Here is a 23,969-nt window from a genome sequence, read left to right on the forward strand (position 1 = left end):
GCGGATTATAGCACTCGGCCGGTGGTCGGAGGCCGTCTGAAATATCCACCGACACGGTTTCAGACGGCCTCGGCAGGTTTCATGGTTTGGGTTTCTGCGAACCGAGATAAATTGCCGCCAGCGTTAAGGCTGCGCCGCCCCATTGCAGCCCGTTAATTGGTTTGCGGAGTAGGAAATAGTCGATCAGCAGTGCGGCGACAGGTTCGGAAAGCAGCAGCAGGCCGGTCAGCGAGAGCGACAGCATCGGAATCGAATAGGCAATCAGCCCCCATGCGAAACACTGCATCACTGCGCCGTAAACCAGTACCCATCCGATGTCGAGCAGGGTGGTCGGATAAAGCGCGCCGCCGTCGAAAACAAGGGCGGGGATAATCAGTGAAACCGCGCCGCCGAAGCTCAGAATCATCATAACGGGAAACAACGGGACCGGTTCGATTTGATGGGTCTTGCGCACGAACACCATCGACAGCGCCAGCATCGCGCCCGAAATAATGCCGCTGACGAATCCCCAAACCGCGTTGCCGTTGTGTCCGAATTCGGGGCTGCCAATCAGGGCGACGCCGACGACGGCCAGCAATAAACTCAGAACTTGCAACTTATTTAAACGTTCTCGGTAAAAGAAAAATCCGATGGCAGAGAGGAAGAAAATCTGCAAGCTGTTCAGCAGCGTGGAAATGCCCGGCCCGACCGCGCGGATACTTTCGTGCCACAACGCTAAATCGAAGGCGAGGAATACTCCGGAGAGCAGGGCGGTGTAGGCGGCTTTCCTGTTTTGGGGCAGCTTCTGCCCGAAGAAACGCGCCAGGAGCCAAAAAATAACGGCGGCGATGGCCAAACGCCAGAAGGCGATGGCGTAGGAACCGACATGAACGAATTTCACAATCAGGCTGCCCAGCCCGAAAATAACGCAGCCGACAACCAGCAACGGCGCGGCGTGGGAACGGTTGGTGGCCGGCATGGTGTTTCCCTATGGTGTTTTTCTGATAAGAGTTGATTCTGCTATAAAAATACGGGGATGTAAAACAAAGGAGCCGTCTGAAAATGTTATTTGATATTTTATTAGAGCAGCTTCCCCCGTTATTAATTGAAAATATAGTTTTCGTAAAAAAAGAATTATATTTTGTTTAGCATAAATGAATTGTTAAGAAAATTATGTCAATAATTCATTGGATTGTGATAGGTTAAAGTTTTCACTGTTATAATATTTATATTTATATTTAATTTTAAATTGAATTTTTATTAATGAATATTGTCTACTAGGTGCAGATGAAAATCATACTGCGATTTTCCTAACCCTTTTTGCGAAAGGATTAATCATGAAGTTAAATAAAGTTTATACGACACTGTTTGTAAGTTTGGCAGTTATGGCAGGCAGTGCCCATGCTGATGCGATTGGTTCGGTTGCTGATGCTGCAAAATCAATCTTTGGCGGCAGTAAAGTCAATACAGACGTTACCATCGGTACGTTCACAAATGGCAGCAATGTGGATGCAAAGGCAGAAGCTCAAGGTAGAGGTTCTAAAGCTATGGCTGGTGGTGTTGTTGCGACCAGTGGTGGTAGTGGTGCAGCCGTTAATACGAAAGTAACTTTAGGCGTATTTGATAATTCAAGCGTAAGGGCTAAGGCTAAGGCCGGTGATGGCGCTGAAGCCTATGCCGGTGGTGTGGTTTCCGCCAGCAAAGATAAATAAATTATTCGGACTTTCATCTTTGATTACTGCCCGGAGATGGAAGTCCTTATTATGACTATGTGTGTTATTTTCCGAAGTTTTAGCGTTTATTTTGCTTAATATTGAAAGATTCTTATGAAGAATATATTGTTCGTTAATGTATTTGGATTATGTTGTTTGGGATTGGTTCCTGTGTCTGACGCTTGGTCTAATCCTTTCACGGACATTATTGTCAAACAAGCTAAAGGCGAAGCTGAAAAAGCACAAAAAGGTAATTCTGAGGATGGTGGGGTAACTGCTGGGATTTTTACGGGCGGAAGTCAAGTTAATGCTACGGCAACTGCTTTTGGCAAGGGTTCTAAAGCCATGGCGGGAGGGGTAGTCAGCAGTACGACCAATAATAAGGAAAATGCGAAAGGCGTATCGGCAACGGCCGATTTTTCGAATGCCAGAATCGATGCGACCGCTACGGCATCTGGAGGGAAAAGTGCGTATGCGGGAGGAAGGGTGATTACACCGAGGGAATAATACGAAAATAGATTTCTTTGAATGATGGTTCGATTTATTTGATATGGAGTACCGTTATGTCGAAATTTCCAGTATTTTTTGTGTTTGTCATGCCGCTTGCAGTTTTTGCTTCCCCGCCTTCTTCCATTACCGATAAAGGTTCGATTAGCCAAAGAGGGTCTGTTGTTGCAGAGAAGGCAAATAATGTAAGGACAGAACAAATTAATATCAACGGTTTGCAGGGTGGACAAGTCATCAATTCAGGTAATAAATTGATTGTCAAAGGCGGGACGATAACGACGAAACCGGGGCAAAACCAGAATAAGCCGCTTATTGAGATAAAAAATCCCAGAAATAAGGAAATCTATATTGAAAATACGCGCATCGTTACTGACGGATTTGCACAGGACAACAAAGACGGCAGTGCAGGCGTTGTTGTTGTGGAAAATGGCAAGAAGAAAAATGCGAGAGATACTTCTAAAATTCATATGAAAAACGTACATGTTGAGTCTAGAAACAGTGAAATTAACGCCCGTGCGACCTCTTCGAGCGGAAGTGTCGCCTGTGCCGGTGTTGTGTGTACGGATGAAGATGTGGATTCGAAAGTTATAGTTAAAATAAAAGGCAAGAATAAATTTAAGGCGATCGCAAAATGATAAAAAACTCTTCTATGAAGGCCATTGCATTGATTGTTTTGGCCTGTTTTTCACTCTCTTCATGCGCCACTTTAGATTTGAAGATGACGCGTAAAAAATATGCTTCCGAAAAATATAGGAAAAAGGTTCAGGATATTGCAGATTTACGCTCCCAGCAGATTAGCGAAAACAATACGTTTTACGGTAAGAAGCTTCAATGTTTGAGCGATATGCATAAAGATTTCTTTATGGCGTCCCAACAGGCCGCATTGCAAAACGGAATAACAACGGGAAACGGAAGGTTCCGCATTTCGGTCGCTCCGATGCGGGATAAGACGGGAAAAGTGTTTGAAGGCAGTTCGACGGTATTGTCAGAGATGGTGATGGATTCGTTAATGAAATTCAAACATTTTGATGTCGTTGAAACACCGCTCGCACCCGATAATTTGGCTGAATCTAGGAATAACTTTATCAAACCTACTTACAACCTGCCGGCGGGATTGATACAGGGTTTTGCGGCCACTATGACCTCTTTGCAGCATATGCCGATAGGGGTGATGTTTCCGTCTAATTACTATATCAGCGGGGCGATAACCCAATATGACGAAACCAACGTTATCCCCAATAAAGATATTAATGCCGATCTTGATGCGTATCAGTTTTCTAGAGGTACGCAGGCGATGACCGTCAGTGTCAATTTGCGCTTGATTGATTCTGATACCGGAACGGTGGTCAGAGTGGCGGGCATGGACGATTTGGCAGGCGTCAATCTGACCAATACTTTCTATTCTGTGAAAAACGGTCATAATTTCTTCCGTTTGATTGGAACGAAGGATTACGGTATCGATTATTCGGTGCAGGTGGGGGATCCGAAAATGGCAGCCGTTAAAGAAATAATAGACAAAGGGGTTTATGAATTATTGGATAAATTCCTGAAACCTTATCAAGTTTATAAAGATCAGAACTGCTAATACCAAGGAGTAAATCGAATGTTTGATAAATGCTTATTTTTAAGAAGATTATTTTTGGTTTCTGGTATGTTGGCATTTAATGTTTCTGCATATGGGGAGGTTCTGATCATCAACACACAGACGCTTGATCCTGCTACGCTTACGGTTCAGCCTTCAACTTCAAATGTTGGTACTAAAGGTCGTAGTGCCCAGACCGGTAGCGGTAAGAAGCGGGGAGAAGCCGCGCCTGTGCGGTCTGATGCGTCTTTTATCGACTCCACCAAGGCATTACTGTTGGAACGTTACGGTTATCAGGAAAAATCTGCCGCCGTTGCCTCCCGCAGCAGGCTGATTCAAGATTTGGCCTTAAAAATAGATGAAATCGGCAGAAGTAGTGCGTCTGAAAAAATGGTTTCAGAGTTGAAAGGTATAATGAATCAACTCAATACTGAAATCGGTCGTTCGAGTGCGGACTTGTCTAAATTCGAATTGACGGAATTTCAACAACTGTATCGTGCGGAGCAGCAAAATGCTTCCCAGTTGAAGCAATTGCAGGCCAAACTGAATAAAGTGCCGGTTGTTTCCGAGTGAGCAAACAGATAACAAACAAGAGGCCGTCTGAAAATACGTTTTCAGACGGCCTCTTGTCATTCGGCGCCGCTTATTTTTCTTCGAACCCCGCAATCTCCAACCCGAATCCGGTCAGGCCGGTGAAGGAGGAAGGTTGGCCTAGCACGCGCAGTTTTTTGATGTTCAGGTTGGCCAGAATCTGTGCGCCGATACCGTAGCTTTTGCTGTCCCATTTATAGGCTTGGTTGGCGCCTTTGGGTAGGGTGCGGTCGAGCAGGGTGGCGCCGTCTTCGGTACGGTGCATCAGGATGACGACGCCGCTGTCGGCCTGCTGGATGCGTTGCAGCGCGTCAGGTAGCGGCCACGAGTGGCGCGGATTGGGCTGGATGAAGTCCATCGCGCTGAAGGGTTCGTGTACGCGCACGAGGGTTTCGGTGTCGGCGGAGGGCTTGCCTTTGACCAGTGCGAGATGGGTTTCGCCGGAGAGTTTGTCGACGTAAACGTGTTGCTGGAACTCGCCCCACGGGGTTTGTACAGGCGCGTCGCCCATTTCTTCGAGCAGGCTCTCGGTGCGGCTGCGGTATTCGATGAGGTCGGTAATCGTGCCGATTTTCAGGCCGTGGGTTTCGGCGAACTTCATCAGTTCGGGCATACGCGCCATCGTGCCGTCGTCGTTGATGATTTCGCAGATGACGGCGGCGGGAATCAGCCCGCTCATCCGTGCCAAATCAACGCCTGCTTCGGTGTGGCCGGCGCGCACCAATACGCCGCCTTTCTGCGCGCGCAGCGGAAAGATGTGGCCGGGTTGGACGATGTCTTCGGGTTTGGCCGAGGGCGATACGGCGGTCTGGATGGTCAGAGCGCGGTCGGCGGCGGAAATGCCGGTGGTTATGCCTTGCGCCGCTTCGATGGAGACGGTGAAGTTGGTGCCGTATTGGGCGCCGTTTTTCTGCGTCATCATCGGCAGGCCGAGATTTTCGACCATTTGTTCTTCCATCGGCAGGCAGACGAGGCCGCGGGCGTTTTTAATCATGAAGTTGATGGCTTCGGGGGTGACGAATTGTGCGGCCATCAACAAATCACCTTCGTTTTCGCGGTCTTCCGCGTCGGTGATGATGACCATCTTGCCGGCTTTGATGTCGGCCAGAATTTCTGGAATGGTGGAAATTGCTGTCATTTTTCTGCTCTCTTTCGGATTATTCGGTCCGGTTCCGGCGCGGCCGGTATCGTGGGGGGTGTCGAGCCACATGTCGGGCATGGATGCGGCCTGTTCGATTTTGCGGGCTTTTTTCTCGCCGAACGATTTGTTTTTCAGCAGGGAGGAAAGCTCGCCTTGGTTGACGGAGGCAGCTTCGGCGAAGCGCGACTGCTGTCCGCCGTATTTGTCTGCAATCCATTGCCGCAGGTTGAGGCGGCGCAAGTCGGTAATGGTCATTTCGGTTCCTGTGGATGAAGGACACGGGCTGATTGTATGCCTTGCTTTACCAAAAAGCAAATTTGGTAAACTTTGTATTTTTATTACTTTTTAGTAAATTTAATGTGATGGGATGCGGTGTGTTTTCGGTTTAAATAAGCGTGAGGCAAACACCGTGTATGCAAAAGCCGTCTGAAAGGTAAAAATCCGTTTTCAGACGGCCTTTATGATTGAAATTTATCCGCTCCACCCTATATGCAGGCTGATGTAAATGATGAGGTTCGAGATGAAAAGTTTTTTCCGTTGGTTGACGGTGTTATTGCTGTGTGCCGCTGCCGGTTTTGGCGGCTGGTATTACCACGATAGAGAGGCGGACGATGCGCATGAGGTGCTGTCGCGCGAGGGCGTGCTGATGCAGATTAAGAAGGTAAACCGGCTGGAAAGCACGGCGTTCTATATCGACACGATTATCCGCACCGAGAAAAAAGGCAACTGGCGCATGTTGTGGCAGGACGCGCAAAGCGGCATCTTTATCGTGCGCGGCAAGGTGCTGGCCGGTTTGGATTTGGACAAGTTGACGGCGGAGAATGTGAATATTGTCGACGGCAAAGTCATTCTCAGCCTGCCGCCGGTGGAAATCCTCAGCGTGGATTTGGAAAATATCGAGGTGTACGACATGAAGACGGGTTCGTTCAATCTGCTGCCCGCCGACAAAGGGGTGTTCAAAACCGTGCAGGAAAGGGCCAGGGCGCAGGTGTTGGCCAGTGCGTGCAAGGCGGATATTCTGCAACATGCCAACCGCCAGGCGCAGTTGCAGTTGGAGAATCTGTTTGCGCTGACGCAAACCCAAGTGTCGGTTTATCCCGCGGCCGTTCCAGTGTGTAAGGGGTAGGTTGTTCCCGATGGTATTTGAGGCCGTCTGAAAACTGTTTTTCAGACGGCCTTTCTTTTGTTGACTGCTATTTGCCTTCATCCAGCAGGGATAAGGGCTGCTGCGCCTTGCGCAATTCTTCCACTTCGTCCAGCAGGCGCATAATCAGGCCGAGCGCGGGAATGCCAGCATCGAAGTCGCGGCTCAAGCGCTGGGCGCGGCGGATACGGGCGAGTTGGAAGCCGCTGTACAAAGTTTGTTCCGGCCGGCCGTTTACGCTGATGATTTCTTCCTCTATCAGCTCCAGCAGCCAATCGCGGCGGCAGCGGCTGGCAGCGAGGATTTCTTCGAAAGTCAGGGTAATATCGGTGTGTTGCGTCATGGTTTGTCCTTTCAATTTGATGCGCTTTTGCCGTCAAAATGGGCGGCAAGCTGCGCCCATGCGGCGCGGTCGGCTTCGCTTTCGGCCTTGGGAGCGCTGATGCGGATGTTGAGGTACAAATCGCCCGCTTCTTTGGCCGGAATGCCTTTGCCTTTCAGGCGTATGCTTTTACCGTTTTGGCTGTTGGCGGGCAGGTTGACCTGCAAACGTCCGGCTGCGGTGGGAACGATGATTTTGCCGCCCAATACGGCCTCCCAAGGCTTGACGTCTATGGTCTGGTATACGTCTTTTTTGTTTTTAACGTATAAATCGGGTTTGTCGTGGAACTTGATCTTCAGATACAAATCGCCGTTTGCGCCGCCGTTGTAGCCGGGCAGACCCTGTCCCGCCAAACGGATTTGCTGGCCTTCGGTAATGCCTTTGGGGATTTTGACGTTGAGGGTTTTGGTCTGATAACCGACGCGGCCGTATTCGTCCACGGTCGGCACGTTCAGGTTCAGCGAACGCTCCGCGCCGACATAAGCGGCGTAAATATCGATACTCAGTTCGGCATGCTGGTCTTCGCCTTTAATCGGGCCGTCCGGCCTTGCGTGCGCATGTCTCTGACTGCGGCCGAAGCCGGCGAACAAATCTTCAAAATTGAAATCGCCCGCGCCGAAAGGTTCGCCGCCGCGGTATTCGTAGTGGAAGCCGCCGGATTGCGCGCCTCCGAACGGATTGCCGCCTGCGTTGCGGCCGTAGGGGTTGGCCAGCAATTCGTCGTATTCGGCACGCTTTTCACGGTCGGATAAGGTTTCGTAGGCGGTGTTGATTTCGGCGGTGCGCTCGGCGGCGTCAGGTTCTTTGCTGACGTCGGGATGGTATTTGCGTACCAGTTTGCGGTAGGCCTTTTTAATGGTGTCGGCGTCGGCGGTTTTGTCCACGCCGAGAATTTCGTAATAGGTTTTTTCTGCCATATCGTTCTTCCGTCTTTATCATGTTAATCATTATGCCGTATTTGCTGTTTATAAGGGCGGAAGGCATAGATTCAATACTCTATGTGCACAAATAAACGGTTAAGGCGGATAAGGATTGAGAGAGGCCGTCTGAAACGGATTTTTCAGACGGCCTCTGAGAGGTATGTTTGATAAGGGAAGGTTCGATATGGTTATGCCGAATCGGAAAATGATTTGACTTCCGTTTTCGGTGTCGGCAGCAGGCAGTTTAAGACAATCGCCAAAATGGCGCACAAACCGACGCCGGCAAAACTCAACGTACCGACATGAACCGCCATGCCGCCGACGCCGACCGTCAGAACCGAGCTGACAATCACCAGATTTTTCGGCTGCATCAAATCCACTTTTGCATCCACCAGCGTTTTAATGCCCAAAGAAGCAATCGTACCGAACAAAAGCAGCATGATGCCGCCCATCACTGGCAGAGGGATGGAAGCGAGGAAAGCATTGAATTTGCCGAAAAACGCCATAGCGATGGCAAAAATCGCCGCCCAAGTCATAATGACCGGATTGCTGTTTTTCGTAATCATCACCGCGCCCGTTACCTCGCCATAAGTCGTTACAGGCGGACCGCCGATCAAACCCGCCACACACACGCCCAAGCCGTCGCCCGCAAGCGTTTTATCCAAGCCTGGGTCTTTGGTGTAGTTGTTGCCCGTTACATTGCCGATGGCCATGATGCCGCCGATGTGTTCGATGGCGGGCGCAATGGCGACGGGCAGCATAAACAGTGCGGCCTGCCAGTTGACTTGCGGCGTTTCAAAATGCGGCACGGCAAACCACGGCGCAGCCGCGATGGCGGCGGTATCTACCAAGCCCATCACCAAAGCCAAAATATAGCCCGCAGCCACGCCGATTAAAATCGGAACCAGTTTCATCATGCGGCTGCCGAAAACCGACACAACCACCGTAACGGCAAACGTAAAGCCCGACAAAATCAGCGCATCCGCATAGCCGACCACTTGGTTTCCGCCGGATTTGCCCATTGCCATTTCACTTGCGGCCGCGGCAACAGACAAACCGATAACCATAATCACAGGCCCGATAACCACGGGCGGCAGCAGCCGGTTGACCGTAGCCAGCCCGCGCCATCTAATCAATCCGGCAAACACGAAATACATAAAACCCGCCGCAAACAGCCCGAACATGGTCGAAGGCAGACCCCATGTTTTAATGGAGTAGATAATCGGCGCAATAAAAGCAAAAGAAGAGCCGAGGAAAATCGGCACTTTACGTTTGGTGACTATTTGAAAGAGCAGCGTACCGATGCCCGCCCCCAAAAGTGCCAAAGAAGGATTCAGTCCGGTCAAAAGCGGAACAAGCACCATCGCCCCGAACGCCACAAACAAAATCTGCGCGCCGGAAACCGCCAATTTAAGCTGGTTCATCAAAAAGCCTCGTCAAATCAATTCAAACGGCGGGAATTATACTGTTTCACCCTAAAAATGAACATTAATTTACAAATTAAAATTTCAGACGGCCTTTGCAGCTTAAAGGCCGTCTGAAATCCTGATAATTCAAGAATTGGATTTGGGTTGCAATTAGATTTAGGTCGGATTTTTAGGGCGATATGTCCGCCAGGTTGGATTCGGCATGTTACGGCCGCTAATGATTTGAATATAAATTGGAAGGGGGCGGAGTTTTACCTTTGAATGTCGCGTATCCGCGCAACGGTAACCGCCTCATGCAGGAAGGCAGCAAAAGGCCGTCTGAAATGTTTTCAGACGGCCTTCTTATGCTTGCCTTGCACGTTATATAATGCGGCCGACTTTTAAAATTGCATGTAGCAGGTTTCAGGAGGAAGAATTGAGCATCAAACAAAAAGTAATCGCCATCGACGGCCCCAGTGCATCGGGAAAAGGAACAGTTGCCCTGCGCGTCGCTCAGGCTTTGGATTTTGACTATCTGGACTCCGGCGCGTTATATCGTCTGACTGCGCTTTATGCGGAAAAACGGGGTGTTGGTTGGCATAATGAAGAAGCCGTCGCTCAGTTGGCCGAGAACCTTCCCGTCCGTTTCGAGGAAACGCGGATTATGTTGAATGACGAAGATGTTTCCGTGCAAATCCGCAGCGAAGCCATCGGCATGGGGGCATCCGCCATAGCGCAACTGCCGAAGGTGCGCGCCGCCCTGTTGCAGCGCCAGCGTGATTTTCTGACTGAGAAAGGGCTGGTTGCCGACGGGCGCGATATGGGTTCGGTCGTATTCCCTGATGCCGTGTTGAAAGTGTTTCTGACCGCCTCGGCACAGGTCAGGGCTCAGCGGCGCGCCCGACAACTCGGTTTGCCGTGCGAAGGAGTGGAGTTCGACCGAATCCTGTCGGACATTGAAGCGAGGGATGAGGCCGACCGCCGCCGCCCCGCCGCCCCGCTCAGACAACTGCCCGATGCCGTTTTACTGGATACGACGGACTTGGGTATCGAGGAATCTGTGAAAAAAGTGCTTGATTGGTATCACAAATTATAGCATTTGCTGTATAATTGCCCCGTTTTACCGCTTTCAGACGGCCTGTCTTCCGATGAGGCCGTCTGAAAATTATTTTTGAAGTGTTTTCTAAAGCCTGCCGTGCCAAGGACGGCAGATTTTGATCAACCAACCCCGCACCCCTTGGCGGTGTACCGAAAAGAGTATATATGACTATGGAAAATTTTGCCCAGCTGCTGGAAGAAAGCTTTACCCTGCAAGAGATGAACCCGGGCGAGGTGATTACCGCCGAAGTGGTGGCGATCGATCAAAACTTCGTTACCGTCAATGCAGGTCTGAAATCAGAGTCTCTGATTGATGTGGCTGAATTCAAAAACGCTCAGGGCGAGATTGAAGTTAAAGTAGGCGATTTTGTTACCGTTACTATCGAATCCGTTGAAAACGGCTTCGGCGAAACCAAATTGTCACGCGAAAAAGCCAAACGTGCCGCCGACTGGATTGCTTTGGAAGAAGCAATGGAAAATGGCGACATCTTGTCCGGCGTTATCAACGGCAAAGTCAAAGGCGGCCTGACCGTTATGATCAGCAGCATCCGCGCATTCCTGCCCGGCTCGCTGGTTGACGTGCGTCCTGTTAAAGATACTTCGCACTTTGAAGGCAAAGAAATTGAATTCAAAGTCATCAAGCTGGACAAAAAACGCAATAACGTCGTTGTTTCCCGCCGTGCCGTTTTGGAAGCCACTTTGGGCGAAGAACGCAAAGCCCTGCTGGAAAATCTGCAAGAAGGTACTGTTGTCAAAGGTATCGTTAAAAACATTACCGACTACGGTGCGTTCGTTGACTTGGGCGGTATCGACGGTCTGCTGCACATCACCGATTTGGCATGGCGCCGCGTGAAACACCCGAGCGAAGTGTTGGAAGTCGGTCAGGAAGTCGAAGCCAAAGTCCTGAAATTCGACCAAGACAAACAGCGCGTTTCTTTGGGCATGAAACAGTTGGGCGAAGACCCGTGGAACGGCCTGACCCGCCGTTACCCGCAAGGCACCCGCCTGTTCGGCAAAGTGTCCAACCTGACCGATTACGGTGCGTTTGTTGAAATCGAACAAGGTATCGAAGGTTTGGTACACGTTTCCGAAATGGACTGGACCAACAAAAACGTACATCCGAGCAAAGTCGTACAATTGGGTGACGAAGTCGAAGTCATGATTCTGGAAATCGACGAAGACCGCCGCCGTATTTCTTTGGGTATGAAACAATGCCAGGCTAACCCGTGGGAAGAATTTGCCGCCAACCACAACAAAGGCGACAAAATCTCCGGTGCGGTCAAATCCATCACCGATTTCGGCGTATTTGTCGGCTTGCCGGGCAACATCGACGGTTTGGTGCACCTGTCCGACTTGTCTTGGACTGAATCCGGTGAAGAAGCCGTACGCAAATACAAAAAAGGCGAAGAAGTCGAAGCTGTCGTATTGGCCATCGATGTTGATAAGGAACGCATCTCTTTGGGTATCAAACAGCTCGAAGGCGATCCGTTCGGCAACTTTATTAGCGTAAACGATAAAGGTTCGCTGGTAAAAGGTACCGTGAAATCCGTTGATGCCAAAGGTGCGGTTATCGCATTGTCCGACGAAGTGGAAGGCTACCTGCCGGCTGCCGAGTGGTCCAGCGAACGCGTGGAAGATTTGCGCAATGTCGTTAAAGAAGGCGACGAAGTCGAAGCCATCGTTGCTACTGTCGACCGCAAAAACCGCAGCATCCGTTTGTCTGTGAAAGCCAAAGATGCCAAAGAAAACCGTGAGGCCCTCAATTCGGTTAATGCCGCAGCTACCGCTAGTGCCGGCACGACCAGCTTGGGCGATCTGTTGAAAGCCAAGCTGTCCGGAGATCAGGAATAAGGTTGCGGACATGACTAAATCGGAATTAATGGTCCGTTTGGCAGAAGTATTTGCTGAAAAAAACGGTACCCATCTGATGGCGAAAGACGTGGAATACAGCGTAAAAGTTTTGGTTGACACCATGACCCGCTCGCTGGCCCGCGGCCAACGTATCGAAATCCGCGGTTTCGGCAGCTTTGATCTGAATCATCGGCCGGCCCGTATCGGCCGTAACCCTAAAACCGGCGAGCGTGTGGAAGTGCCTGAAAAGCATGTTCCTCATTTCAAGCCGGGTAAAGAGTTGCGCGAACGTGTAGATTTGGCATTGCAGCAAACTGCCAATTAAGTGCAGATGGAAACGCCGCAGAGATGCGGCGTTTTTGTTTTGCCTATAAGGATGAAGGGGTAATAGCTGTTGGAGGCCGTCTGAAATCATTTATAATGCTTGCATCGCAAAGGTAGGGATACTTTCGGCAGCCTGTCTGTTTTTTGAAGCGAAGCAAGGAAGAGTATCTGCAACCCGTAATCTGATAACGATAATATGAGGGCCGGTAATGAGTAACAGTGAAAATCTTTTTGTCCCCCCTGAGTTTGATAATCACAGCCCGCTGACTTGGTATCAAGCCGCTTCGCAAAAACCTGGTTTTATCCGTGACGAGGCACAGGCGCGCGCCATTGAGCATCTTGACCGGTTGTGGACGGAACTGATGATGTTCAAACGCAAACGTAACCGTTTTCTAGGACGCAGCCTGCGTTCTCCGCAAGTGCCGAAAGGTTTGTATTTCTATGGCGGGGTAGGGCGGGGCAAAAGTTTTTTGATGGATGCTTTTTACGGCTGTTTGCCATATCGCCGTAAGCGCAGGGTGCATTTTCATGCATTTATGGCGGAAATACACCAGCGTTTGAAAGGGTTGAAAAGTGAGGCCAACCCGCTTAAAGCGGTAGCGGCGGAAATTGCCGAAGAAACGCGCGTGCTGTGTTTTGACGAATTTCATGTCAGCGATATTGCCGATGCGATGATTTTGGGCCGCCTGCTGGAAAATTTGTTGAATGAAGGGGTGGTTTTGGTGGCAACTTCCAACTATGCGCCGTCAGAGCTGTATCCGCAAGGGCAGAACCGCAGCAGCTTTTTACCGACGATTGCATTGATTGAGGCCAATCTGACGGTATTAAATGTTGATGGCGGCGAGGATTACCGTCTGCGCACTTTGAAACCCGCAGAAATTTTTTTCGTACCCGATAATGACGAAAACGAAAAAAAACTGTCTGATTTGTTTAAAAACATGTCGGGCGGAGTCGCAGCCGAAGCAGGAATCAGCGTCATACACGGCAGGGAAATTCCCCATAAGGCAAAATCGGAGCAAGTGATTTGGTTTGATTTTCGTGCTTTGTGTTTCGGTCCGCGTTCGCAGGCGGATTACCTTTATTTGGCGGAACACTATGAAATCGTGTTCCTTTCGGGATTGGAGCGGCTGACACCTCAGGAAAAAGCCGAGGCGCGCCGTCTGACTTGGCTGATTGACGTCTTGTATGATTATCGGGTGAAGTTGTGTGCCACCAGCAAAGTTGGTGTCGACGATATTTATGTCGAAGGTGATTTTGCGCAAGAATTCACACGCACAGCCAGCCGTATGGCGGAAATGCAGTCGGAAGCCTATTTGAAGCTGCCGCATCTGACTTTAAATGCGCCCAAATCCTGACGATTCATTTTTTTCAGACGGCCTTATGAAGTATTGAGGCCGTCTGAAAATATCGAGTCCGACTTAAAATGAAATGCAAATCCGCCGCTGTTTTTACCAAAGGAAGGGGAATTTTGGTAAAATAGCCCGCAAGTGAAAAATTACCCGTTATGTTGTTGATACAGCATGATATAAGGACATTTATATGGCGATTGAGCGTACCATTTCCATTGTAAAGCCGGATGCAGTGGCAAAAAATATCATCGGTCAAATTTACAGCCGTTTTGAGCAAAACGGCCTGCGTATCGTTGCAGCCAAAATGAAGCATCTGTCTGTGCGCGAAGCGCAGGATTTCTATGCAGTGCATAAAGAGCGCCCCTTTTACGCAGATTTGGTTGCATTCATGACCAACGGGCCGGTTATGATTCAGGTGTTGGAAGGTGAGAATGCCGTGGCCAAAAATCGCGAGCTGATGGGGGCAACCGATCCCGCAAATGCCGCTCCGGGCACGATTCGCGCTGATTTTGCCGAATCTCTGAGCATCAATGCGGTACACGGTTCCGACAGTTTGGAAAATGCGGCAATCGAAATAGCTTATTTCTTCAGCCAAAGCGAAATTTGTCCGCGTTGAAGGTGTGGGGAATGACCGTTAACTGTCGAGGCCGTCTGAAAAGAGAGTGTTCGGGCGGCTGAAGGTTTTTTGACGCAGAGCTTAGAGCTTTCAGACGGCCTGCCGATTAGAATTATTTTGCCGTTTTGCGGGCGGCTTGTTTTATGTCTGCTTTAAAATATCCGATAACTTTGAATAATAAAGGTTGCCGACAGGATTTCAGGCCGTCTGAAACCCTGTTTTGACGTTAAGAATACATGAAAACCAATCTACTGAATTACGATTTGAACAGCCTGACCCGGCATTTCGCCGAAATGGGTGAAAAACCCTTCCGGGCCAAGCAAGTGATGCGTTGGATGCATCAAGCGGGTGCGCAGAATTTCGATGAAATGACGGATTTGGCCAAATCGCTGCGCCAAAAACTGATCGACGGCGCGACGATTGAAGTGCCGAAATTAATGGCCGCCCAAGAATCTTCCGACGGTACGCGCAAATGGCTGCTGGATGTAGGTACCGGCAACGGCGTGGAGACCGTATTTATTCCCGAAACCGACCGCGGTACGTTATGTATTTCTTCACAGGTCGGTTGTGCCTTAGAATGTACTTTCTGTTCTACCGGCCGCCAAGGGTTCAACCGCAATCTTACCGCCGCCGAAATCATCGGCCAACTTTGGTGGGCGAATAAGGCGATGGGCGTTACTCCGAAAAATGAACGGGTCATCTCCAATGTGGTCATGATGGGTATGGGCGAACCGATGGCGAATTTCGATAATGTGGTTACGGCATTGAGTATTATGCTTGATAACCACGGTTACGGTCTGAGTCGCCGCCGTGTTACCGTATCCACTTCCGGCATGGTGCCGCAGATGGACAGATTGAGGGATGCAATGCCGGTGGCTTTGGCTGTGTCGCTTCATGCCTCCAATGACGAAGTGCGCGATAAAATTGTTCCTTTGAATAAAAAATACCCGTTGAAGGAATTAATGGCGGCCTGCCAGCGCTATCTGGTCAAAGCACCCCGCGATTTTATTACGTTCGAGTATGTGATGCTTGACGGTGTGAACGACAATGCACAACATGCGCGCGAATTGATTGATTTGGTACACGATGTGCCGTGCAAATTCAATCTGATTCCTTTCAATCCTTTTCCTCATTCTGGCTACGAACGTTCTTCCGCAGAAAACATCCGTGTGTTCCGCGATATTTTGCAACAGGCGGGTTTTGTTGTGACGGTGCGCAAAACACGCGGAGACGACATCGATGCTGCTTGCGGCCAACTGGCCGGCCAAGTGAAAGATAAAACCCGCCGCCAGCAAAAATGGCAGCAAATCGTAATTCAACAACAGGGCTGAAATATGAAACTGAAAATATGGCAACCCCTATTGCTGGTGCTGGCATTGTCGGCCTGCGCCGGACATTCCGGCCCCAGTGCCCGCGAGCGTGAGGAGCAGGTCTCCAATATTAGAACGCAGCTTGCACTGGAATATATGCGTGCTCAGGATTATCGCGAAGCGACGCGCGCCATCGAAGAAGCATTGAAAGCCAATCATAAAAATGCAGTAGCATGGTTGGTGCGTGCGCAGATTTATCAATTTCTGAAAGTCGATGACAAAGCACAGGAGAGCTTTCTCAAAGCTTTGGCTTTAAAACCCGACAGCGCCGAAATCAACAATAACTACGGATGGTTTTTATGCGGTAAGCTTAATAGGCCGTCTGAAGCCATGCCTTATTTCGATAAGGCCCTTTCTGATCCTACCTACCCGACACCTTTTGTGGCAAATCTGAACAAAGGTATTTGCAGTGCGAAAATGGGGCAATACTCTCTGTCAGAAGCTTATTTGAAACGAGCCTTGGCCGCTAACGCGCAATTTACGCCAGCATTCAAAGAATTGGCGCGTACTAAGATGATGGCGGGCAATCTGCATGATGCGGACTATTATTTCCGTCAATATCAGAGCAAAGTCGATATGTTGATGGCAGATGATTTGCTGCTCGGTTGGAAGATTGCCAATGCTTTGGGCAAAGTTCAGGCTGCTTATGAATACGAAGCGCAATTAAGAACGAATTTCCCTTATTCCGAAGAATTACAAGCTGTTACCAAAAGGCATTGATACATGGATAATAAACAAAGCGGCGGATTTGATGCTTTGGCCGCAAAAACGCTGGGTGGAGAGTTGCGGTCGATGCGCAAAAAGCAGGGCATTGACATAGACACCGTTGCTGAACGACTGAAGTTGTCAATCGAGCAGATAGAAGCATTGGAAAAGGGGGAGTATTCCCTATTACCGGGTATTGTTTTTGTAACCGGTTTTTTACGTTCTTATGCCCGTTTGTTGAAATGGGACGAACAGGAATTTGCAGGCCGTCTGAAAATGGTTGTTCCCGATGAAAGAGGGCATGTTTATGCGGTAGAACGCCAAGCGGGAAAAAAAGGCTTTGATTACCGTCAAAATGAAAAGGCTGCTTTCCCGAAGTGGATTCTAGGTGTGGCAGTGGGCATATTGTTTGGCGGTGGCATTTATGCGTGGCAAAACAAATCCAATCAGGAAACCGCATACCAGAACCAGCAGGATAGCAGTGCGGTACAGAACAGCATGCAAGCTCCGGCGCTCAAAGCCAGCAATGTTACAGTTTCTAAAATGCCTGATGAAAAGACTGCCGATAAAGTTCAAGCAGCTAATGCTTCGGAGGCTTCCGCTGTTGCCACTTCGGCGGAGGAAGTACCGGTTTCCGTAGCGCCGGACGAATTGTGGCTTAAAGTACAATATCGCAGCAATCTGATTGTGAAAGATAAAAACGGCAAAATGGTCTTCAGTCAAATTATTCCCGAAGGTAGCGAACGACGTTTTCAAGGCGGTGCGCCGTACGATGTCTGGATAGGGATCTCTACCGGCGCACAAGCCAATTTTGGCGGAAAAGAAATTCCAGTTAAACCTTATAAGGCAGGAGCAAGGGCCGCGTCATTTATTGCAGGAAAAAAATAAATTATGAATACGCTCAAACGGCGCAAGACACATCAAGTAAAAATCGATCATATTATTGTCGGTTCGGATGCTCCTGTGGTTGTTCAATCTATGACCAATACCGATACGGCAGATGCGGCGGCAACCGCGCAGCAGGTAAAAGAATTAAGCGATGCCGGTTCCGAAATGGTGCGGATTACGGTTAATAGTCCGGAAGCTGCGTCTAAGGTAGCCGAAATTAGGCAGCGCTTGGATGATATGGGGTATCACACCCCGCTTATCGGTGACTTTCATTTCAATGGTGAGAGACTGTTGGCAGAATTTCCGGATTGCGGCAAGGCTTTATCTAAATACCGTATCAACCCGGGTAATGTTGGTAAAGGTGCAAAAGGCGATGAAAAATTCGCATATATGATTCGGACTGCTGCTGAAAACGATAAAGCGGTCCGTATCGGTGTAAATTGGGGTTCGCTCGATCAAAGTTTGGCGAAGCGGATGATGGATGCCAATTTAGCTGCTACATCTCCCAGACCTCCGGAAGAAGTAATGAAAGAGGCATTGATTGTCTCGGCGTTGGAGTCTTCAGAAAAAGCAGTGAATTTGGGATTGCCGGAAGATAAAATCATTCTATCGTGCAAAGTAAGTTCCGTGCAGGATTTAATACAGGTTTATCGTGATTTGGGTGGTCGTTGCAAATATCCATTGCATTTGGGTTTAACCGAAGCCGGTATGGGTAGTAAAGGTATTGTCGCTTCTACTGCAGCATTGTCAGTATTACTTCAAGAGGGTATCGGCGATACTATTCGCATTTCGCTTACTCCTGAACCGGGTAGTTCACGTACGCAAGAAGTGATTGTCGCACAAGAAATCCTGCAAACAATGGGGCTGCGCTCTTTTACTCCAATGGTAACGGCTTGTCCCGGTTGCGGCCGAACCACAAGTACTGTATTTCAAGAACTTGCACAGGATATTCAAAATTATCTGCGTAATAAAATGACAGTTTGGCGTGATCTCTATCCGGGGGTGGAATCACTGAATGTGGCCGTTATGGGCTGTGTTGTAAATGGCCCGGGTGAAAGCAAACTGGCGGATATCGGTATAAGCCTACCGGGTACAGGTGAAACACCCATTGCTCCCGTATATATAGATGGGGAACGTAAAGTAACCCTAAAAGGCGATAATATGGCTGCCGAATTTTTGGCAATTGTTGAGGATTATGTCAAAACCAATTATGGAGAAGGTGGAAGTAAACGTAATCAGAATCGTATTATTCCGATTTTAACCATTTGATTTTAAAATAAAAGTTATTTTATTTTAGATAGGATTTGCAACGGTACTCGTTACTTTTTAGTGATGTAATTAAAGCTTTATTTAATAACAAAGAAATAAGAGATTATTTCTTCATGCTATTTTGTTTTATTCCTTTTTATTAGGTATAATTACAAAGTTAGCTATCAGCTATGCGGAAGGAAGCATCATGTTTTCTGAGCAAAATTTAAATGTAGAGGTAGGTGGAATAGATATGGCGGCTTATGACAGTTTAATGGTGTTTACCGGTAATGCGAATCCTGAATTGGCTCAACGCGTTGTGAAGCATTTAGGGATTTCTTTAGGTAATGCCTCAGTTGGTAAATTTTCTGATGGTGAAGTTGCAATAGAGCTATTGGAAAATGTGCGTGGTCGAGATGTATTTATCTTGCAGCCGACTTGTGCTCCGACAAATGATAATTTGATGGAAATTTTGACTATGGCGGATGCGTTGAAACGTGCTTCGGCCGGCCGTATCACCGCTGCCATCCCATATTTCGGATACGCTCGCCAAGACCGCCGGCCCCGTTCAGTACGTGTTCCGATTTCTGCCAAACTAGTTGCGAATATGTTGTATTCGGCAGGTATCGATAGAGTATTAACCGTTGATTTGCATGCCGACCAAATTCAAGGATTTTTCGATATTCCTGTTGATAATATTTATGCTACTCCAATTTTACTGAATGATATTAATCAGCAACGTATTGAAAATTTGACAGTTGTCAGTCCTGATATTGGTGGTGTTTTGCGTGCTCGTGCTGTTGCCAAGGCTTTGAATGCTGATTTGGCAATTATTGATAAGCGCCGACCGAAAGCAAATGTTGCTGAAGTGATGAATATTATTGGTGATATTCAGGACCGTACGTGTTTGATTGTTGATGATATGATTGATACTGCAAATACTTTATGTAAAGCAGCTTCAGCTTTAAAAGAACGGGGAGCTTCGCGTGTATTGGCCTATACAACCCATCCTGTTTTCTCAGGAGAAGCAATTAACCGCATTGCTTCTTCCGATATAGATCAGGTTGTTGTAACTGACACCATTCCATTATCTGATGCAGCTAAAACTTGTGGGCGTATTCGTCAAGTAACGATTGCAGGGTTGCTTGCGGAGACAGTCCGCAGAATTAGTAATGAAGAATCTGTGTCATATCTTTTCAATGAAGATGTGATGATTACCGGCAGCATGTTGTTGCCATAAACCTTTGCCGTCTTAAGCTGGTCGCGGCCGATGACGGTTTATTTATTATTATTGGAGTATTTTTATATGTCATATGAAATTCAAGCTGCTATTCGTGAGCAACAAGGCACTGGTGCGAGCCGCCGCCTGCGTCGCGAAGGCCAGATTCCTGCCATCTTATATGGTGAAGATCAAAAGCCGATTTCTATTTCGGTTGATCACAAAACCATTTTTTATGCATTGGAGAAGGAATCGTTCCATACTGCATTAATTAAATTAGCCCTGAATGGTAAGACTTATGATGTCATTGTGCGTGATTTCCAAATGCATCCATTCCGCCGCGAGGTTCAGCATATTGATTTTCAGGTAGTAAAAGCTAATCAACTTTTGCGTATCCGTGTTCCTTTGCATATTGTTAATGCTGAAAACTCTCAGGCTGTGAAATTACAAGGTGGTCGTGTTTCATTATTGAATACGTCTGTTGAGATTTTGGCATTGCCATCTAATATTCCGGCTTTCTTAGATTTAGATTGTGCTTCAGTAGAGGCAGGGGATATTTTGCACTTGTCAGACATTAAGTTGCCGGAAGGTGTAGAAAGTGTTTCACTTAAACGTAATGAAAATTTAGCAGTTGCTACTGTGACAGGTAAGAAACGCTGATCTGAATTATAGAGAAGATTTAAAACCCCATAGTAAGAGAGATACTATGGGGTTTTCTTTCCTTATATCTTGGGTAAACAGAACCAAGTACACTGACTAACAGGAAGCTCCTATTAGTACTAATATTATTATGGGTATTTGGCAAGTCTAAATAGCAATAACCTAACTTCCCAGTAGGTTCAAACGTTGACCAGGAGACACCGCGCGTGTATTTCTGTTCCATCTGCGGATATCATTAATATCAAGATTGAATTGGTTAGCAATAGTATTCAGAGTATCCCCTTTACGAACAGTGTAGGATACATTTTTGATATTGCTGGTTTTGTTTTTTGCAGGAGAGGCTATGATTCGTAATACCTGACCTTTCTGGATGTTGTTACCTTTAATGTTATTGGCTGTAATCAAATCAGCAACACTTAGATTATAGCGTTGAGAAATATTGAAAAGAGTATCTCCATCACTTACTTTATGTGTACCTGTAGTGCTTGCTACGCGTTGTGTTTTTTGTTCGGCGCGTGCAAGACGAGATTCAATTCTATGTTTCTGCTTAATGCGGTTTTCAGCAATTTTTTCAATTCGGGCTTGTTGTGATGTTGTAGGCTCGTCGGTATGAGTAGTAACTTTAGCTTCAGTTATTGTAAGTGCATTTGTAGCAGCAGAATCTGTTTCATTATTTTTTACCAAGGACATTAATTCATCATCCTGTTCGGTAACAGTTTGATTTAATGAAATTGTTGTTGCAGGGGAATTAGCTTGTAATGCGAGTTTTGCAATGGCATCAGTTTGGGTACTATCAAACCCATTATCTGATAAGGTAGATAAAGCTGGCTGATTTGATGTTTTTTCCGAAGCCACAGATGCAATCATTGGGTTTGAATTGATCTGAGTATCGATCTCTTTGGCAACAAGATTGGCTGCGATACCTTGTTTTTTAGCTGTTGATTCGTTATTTTTAGAAATCACCATATGGGTTTCAGAATCCGTTTTTGAACGGCTAACGAAATCAGTTGCTGATGTTATTGTTTGAGATGAAGCAGTAGCCAAATCAGTTGGTTTTTCTGCTTTTACAATTTGTTCTGTTCTTGGTACGCTTGGTCGGTATGAGTCAGGAGTAATATCGATGTCAACCGTATGAGTTTGTTCCAGTTTATTATTACTACTGTTATTTTTGGCAACTAAAATGCTGCGATTGGCAGAAACAGAGTTACTACCAATATTGTTCAATCGTTTCAGTTCTGCTACGCTCATGCCAGTTTCAGCAGCAATCGTGCTTAAATTGGTGTTATCTGCTGTTGAGTAAATATCCCAAGATAGCAGATTTTCGGGTTTTGCATTACGGTAATTTTTTTCGAAAGTTGCGATTGCACTGGCAGGCAACAATAGTTTGCGGTTATTTTTAGGAATGAAGACTGGTGCGTTGAAGCCGGGGTTTAACGCTAGTAATTCACTTTCGCTAATGTTGGCAAAACGGGCAATCGTACTATTATCAATGGCTTTATCGATATTGACGGATTTGAAATACGGTTGGTTGTTGATTTCGCTGATATTCAGACCAAACATTTGGGGGTTGGATACAATATTGCGGACTGCCAGTAATTTTGGTACATAGTTTCTTGTCTCATTGGGCATGCGAAGGTTTTCGTAGGTTGGTTCTAGGCCTTGTGCGCGAGCACGGTTGATCGCGCGACCGACATTACCTTCGCCCCAGTTATATGCAGCAAGGGCTAATGTCCAGTCACCAAACATGCTGTGTAGGTATTCGAGATAGTTTAGAGCTGCATTGGTTGAGGCATAAACATCATGACGTCCGTCGTACAGGGCAGTTTTCTCTAAACCGTAGTGACGGCCTGTTGATGGCATAAACTGCCATAAACCTGATGCCCCTACATGTGATTTCGCTTTGGTAACAAATGCGCTTTCAATAAACGGCAGCAGTGCTATTTCTGCCGGCATATTGCGTTTTTTTACTTCGTTTGCAATATGATACATATATGGTTTGCTACGGTTGATCGTGCGATCGAAATAACCGCTGTTTGCAGCAAATTTGCTTTCGTGGCGGCGCACTAGCTCGGTATTGACTTCGTTGATGCGGAAGTCTTTACGTAATGAAGCCCACAGGCTTCCGCTCGGATGTTTATTTGTTTGTGCTTGATCAAGCAGAGATGAATTGAGTCGCATCATAGCCATACCGAGTTTGTTGGAAGATGAATCTGTTTCGGTGCTTGCGGCTTGAGCGTGTGTTGTCCCGGAAAGTGCGGATAAACCTGAAATGGTCAATGCGATTGTTTTCAGTTTTGCCATGATTGATAGTTATTCAGTGAGTTTTAGGAATTGAGATTAAGTTTTGCCCGATGTTACTGTCTGGGAGAGATAACGTCAAGCGGATAGCATTGTAATTTCTGTGAATTGTGGTGTTAATGGCAATTAGCATAAACAAAGCCCGGCGGTTGGGACTTGGTTGCTGGGACATAACTCGGTATGATGGTTTGAGTTAAACTGAAATAAGGGGGGCGTCTGAAAATGATTGAAAATCAGGGAGTATGGTTTGAGGAAACACTGGTTGGACGGTATGTGGCTGAAAAGGAAAAATACTTTTTTGAATCGAACACTCAATCCTCTGCTGCAATGGGAAAGATTGTCCAATTAGGGATGGATTCGTGGCTCAGGCCGTCTGAAAGCATTATTTATATACCGTCTGATGTGGTTATGGATGGTACCGCTTTGGCTTGGGCAGCGCAATCTTTGGACATTTTGCTGATGCCGCATAGTCATGAATATTGCCAACAGCCCTATGTTGCACTGGTTGAGGCAGCTCGTGTGTTGAAGTCGGGCGGTAGACTGGTAATTAGTGGATTTAATCTCGGTTCGTTATGGGGGATGAGTGGGTGGTTTGATGGGAATTTATTGCCGGAGAAAAAAAATTGTTTTACTCTGCCTGTCTTTAAAAAAAAGGTTTTATCGTTGGGATTTGAAATAGAATACGGGAAATTTATGGTGTATGTTCCTCCAGTTAAAACTGAAAGCGGTTTGAAATTTTGGCAGTTTATGGAAAAAGCAGGAGATCGCTGGTGGCCTGCTGCTGCGGCTGTTTATGGTTTGGTGCTGGTTAAAAGAGAAGCAGGGCTGACCTTGTTGCCCGAAGTCGAGAATCTGTTGGCGACGGAAGATGTTGCATTGGGGGCGGCTAGAGTGGACAGTCTCAAATTATTTATAGGGTAACAGCCTAATGAGTCATATGGAAAGAAGGGTGATTGGTAATAAATTTTGTGTGGCAGAT

24 protein-coding genes are annotated in these 23,969 nt (G+C 47.5%); 18 read left to right on the forward strand and 6 right to left on the reverse strand.

All coding sequences use genetic code 11. The features are described from left to right. Positions 1-79: 79 nt before the first annotated feature. Positions 80-958 (reverse strand): DMT family transporter, encoded by an 879-nt coding sequence (locus ACI43T_RS06660; protein ID WP_377080192.1) that lies wholly within the window; start codon positions 956-958, stop codon positions 80-82. A gap of 358 nt (positions 959-1,316) precedes the next feature. Here ACI43T_RS06660 and ACI43T_RS06665 point away from each other — a divergent pair, with 358 nt between their 5' ends. The 5 genes from ACI43T_RS06665 (at position 1,317) to ACI43T_RS06685 (ending at position 4,353) form a co-directional block, all read left to right on the forward strand. Then, positions 1,317-1,691: a hypothetical protein gene (locus tag ACI43T_RS06665; RefSeq protein WP_377080194.1), complete on the forward strand. Its 375-nt coding sequence runs from the start codon at positions 1,317-1,319 to the stop codon at positions 1,689-1,691. A 114-nt stretch (positions 1,692-1,805) separates the two neighbouring features. After that, positions 1,806-2,198 (forward strand): hypothetical protein, encoded by a 393-nt coding sequence (locus ACI43T_RS06670; RefSeq protein WP_405386038.1) that lies wholly within the window; start codon positions 1,806-1,808, stop codon positions 2,196-2,198. Positions 2,199-2,254: 56 nt separating this feature from the next. Continuing rightward, on the forward strand, positions 2,255-2,833 hold the full coding sequence (locus ACI43T_RS06675) for a hypothetical protein (protein ID WP_039850375.1): 579 nt from the start codon (positions 2,255-2,257) through the stop codon (positions 2,831-2,833). A gap of 14 nt (positions 2,834-2,847) precedes the next feature. Further along, complete coding sequence (locus ACI43T_RS06680) at positions 2,848-3,783, forward strand: hypothetical protein (RefSeq protein WP_405386040.1); 936 nt, start codon at positions 2,848-2,850, stop codon at positions 3,781-3,783. An 18-nt stretch (positions 3,784-3,801) separates the two neighbouring features. After that, the gene (locus ACI43T_RS06685) at positions 3,802-4,353 is read left to right on the forward strand and encodes a hypothetical protein (protein ID WP_009173282.1); all 552 of its coding nucleotides are present in this window, start codon (positions 3,802-3,804) and stop codon (positions 4,351-4,353) included. Between the two features lie 70 nt (positions 4,354-4,423). Here the strand turns inward: ACI43T_RS06685 and ribBA are convergent, their stop codons facing one another. Next, on the reverse strand, positions 4,424-5,767 hold the full coding sequence (gene ribBA, locus ACI43T_RS06690; protein ID WP_405386043.1) for a bifunctional 3,4-dihydroxy-2-butanone-4-phosphate synthase/GTP cyclohydrolase II: 1,344 nt from the start codon (positions 5,765-5,767) through the stop codon (positions 4,424-4,426). A gap of 265 nt (positions 5,768-6,032) precedes the next feature. On the opposite strand from ribBA, the gene ACI43T_RS06695 reads away from it, so the two are divergent. After that, complete coding sequence (locus ACI43T_RS06695; protein WP_405386045.1) at positions 6,033-6,638, forward strand: DUF4230 domain-containing protein; 606 nt, start codon at positions 6,033-6,035, stop codon at positions 6,636-6,638. 67 nt (positions 6,639-6,705) lie between these two features. On the opposite strand, the gene ACI43T_RS06700 is transcribed toward ACI43T_RS06695, so the two are convergent. The 3 genes from ACI43T_RS06700 to ACI43T_RS06710 form a co-directional block, all read right to left on the reverse strand. Continuing rightward, on the reverse strand, positions 6,706-6,999 hold the full coding sequence (locus ACI43T_RS06700) for a chaperone modulator CbpM (RefSeq protein ID WP_009312947.1): 294 nt from the start codon (positions 6,997-6,999) through the stop codon (positions 6,706-6,708). An 11-nt stretch (positions 7,000-7,010) separates the two neighbouring features. Next, positions 7,011-7,955 (reverse strand): DnaJ C-terminal domain-containing protein, encoded by a 945-nt coding sequence (locus ACI43T_RS06705; RefSeq protein WP_405386047.1) that lies wholly within the window; start codon positions 7,953-7,955, stop codon positions 7,011-7,013. 191 nt (positions 7,956-8,146) lie between these two features. After that, on the reverse strand, positions 8,147-9,382 hold the full coding sequence (locus tag ACI43T_RS06710) for a uracil-xanthine permease family protein (protein WP_405386049.1): 1,236 nt from the start codon (positions 9,380-9,382) through the stop codon (positions 8,147-8,149). A gap of 370 nt (positions 9,383-9,752) precedes the next feature. On the opposite strand from ACI43T_RS06710, the gene cmk reads away from it, so the two are divergent. From cmk to ACI43T_RS06765, 11 genes are all read left to right on the forward strand, one after another. Further along, positions 9,753-10,460, forward strand: coding sequence for a (d)CMP kinase (cmk, locus tag ACI43T_RS06715; protein WP_405386051.1), 708 nt, complete (start codon positions 9,753-9,755; stop codon positions 10,458-10,460). A 167-nt stretch (positions 10,461-10,627) separates the two neighbouring features. Next, positions 10,628-12,313 (forward strand): 30S ribosomal protein S1, encoded by a 1,686-nt coding sequence (rpsA, locus tag ACI43T_RS06720; protein ID WP_009173289.1) that lies wholly within the window; start codon positions 10,628-10,630, stop codon positions 12,311-12,313. Positions 12,314-12,323: 10 nt separating this feature from the next. Then, positions 12,324-12,638, forward strand: a complete 315-nt coding sequence (locus ACI43T_RS06725; RefSeq protein ID WP_009173290.1) for an integration host factor subunit beta — start codon at positions 12,324-12,326, stop codon at positions 12,636-12,638. A gap of 208 nt (positions 12,639-12,846) precedes the next feature. Next, positions 12,847-13,992 carry a cell division protein ZapE gene (zapE, locus tag ACI43T_RS06730; RefSeq protein ID WP_377080212.1) on the forward strand — a complete coding sequence of 382 codons (1,146 nt, stop codon included), beginning with the start codon at positions 12,847-12,849 and terminating at the stop codon, positions 13,990-13,992. A 184-nt stretch (positions 13,993-14,176) separates the two neighbouring features. Continuing rightward, positions 14,177-14,602, forward strand: coding sequence for a nucleoside-diphosphate kinase (gene ndk, locus ACI43T_RS06735; protein WP_377080215.1), 426 nt, complete (start codon positions 14,177-14,179; stop codon positions 14,600-14,602). A 236-nt stretch (positions 14,603-14,838) separates the two neighbouring features. Continuing rightward, positions 14,839-15,933, forward strand: coding sequence for a 23S rRNA (adenine(2503)-C(2))-methyltransferase RlmN (gene rlmN, locus ACI43T_RS06740; protein WP_405386055.1), 1,095 nt, complete (start codon positions 14,839-14,841; stop codon positions 15,931-15,933). Between the two features lie 3 nt (positions 15,934-15,936). After that, on the forward strand, positions 15,937-16,692 hold the full coding sequence (pilW, locus tag ACI43T_RS06745) for a type IV pilus biogenesis/stability protein PilW (RefSeq protein ID WP_009173294.1): 756 nt from the start codon (positions 15,937-15,939) through the stop codon (positions 16,690-16,692). 3 nt (positions 16,693-16,695) lie between these two features. Continuing rightward, entirely contained in the window at positions 16,696-17,565 is an 870-nt protein-coding gene (locus ACI43T_RS06750) for a helix-turn-helix domain-containing protein (protein WP_377080220.1), read from the forward strand. Between the two features lie 3 nt (positions 17,566-17,568). Then, positions 17,569-18,834, forward strand: coding sequence for a flavodoxin-dependent (E)-4-hydroxy-3-methylbut-2-enyl-diphosphate synthase (gene ispG, locus ACI43T_RS06755; protein WP_377080222.1), 1,266 nt, complete (start codon positions 17,569-17,571; stop codon positions 18,832-18,834). A gap of 232 nt (positions 18,835-19,066) precedes the next feature. Next, entirely contained in the window at positions 19,067-20,053 is a 987-nt protein-coding gene (locus ACI43T_RS06760; protein WP_405386106.1) for a ribose-phosphate pyrophosphokinase, read from the forward strand. A gap of 66 nt (positions 20,054-20,119) precedes the next feature. Then, complete coding sequence (locus ACI43T_RS06765) at positions 20,120-20,692, forward strand: 50S ribosomal protein L25/general stress protein Ctc (RefSeq protein ID WP_009173298.1); 573 nt, start codon at positions 20,120-20,122, stop codon at positions 20,690-20,692. A gap of 162 nt (positions 20,693-20,854) precedes the next feature. Here the strand turns inward: ACI43T_RS06765 and ACI43T_RS06770 are convergent, their stop codons facing one another. Next, positions 20,855-22,993 (reverse strand): LysM peptidoglycan-binding domain-containing protein, encoded by a 2,139-nt coding sequence (locus ACI43T_RS06770; RefSeq protein WP_405386058.1) that lies wholly within the window; start codon positions 22,991-22,993, stop codon positions 20,855-20,857. A gap of 219 nt (positions 22,994-23,212) precedes the next feature. Between ACI43T_RS06770 and ACI43T_RS06775 the strand changes: the two genes are divergently transcribed. Beyond that, entirely contained in the window at positions 23,213-23,911 is a 699-nt protein-coding gene (locus ACI43T_RS06775; RefSeq protein WP_405386060.1) for a class I SAM-dependent methyltransferase, read from the forward strand. Positions 23,912-23,969 lie beyond the last annotated feature (58 nt).

It is taken from the genome of Neisseria oralis, assembly GCF_045062685.1.
Taxonomy (GTDB): domain Bacteria; phylum Pseudomonadota; class Gammaproteobacteria; order Burkholderiales; family Neisseriaceae; genus Neisseria; species Neisseria oralis.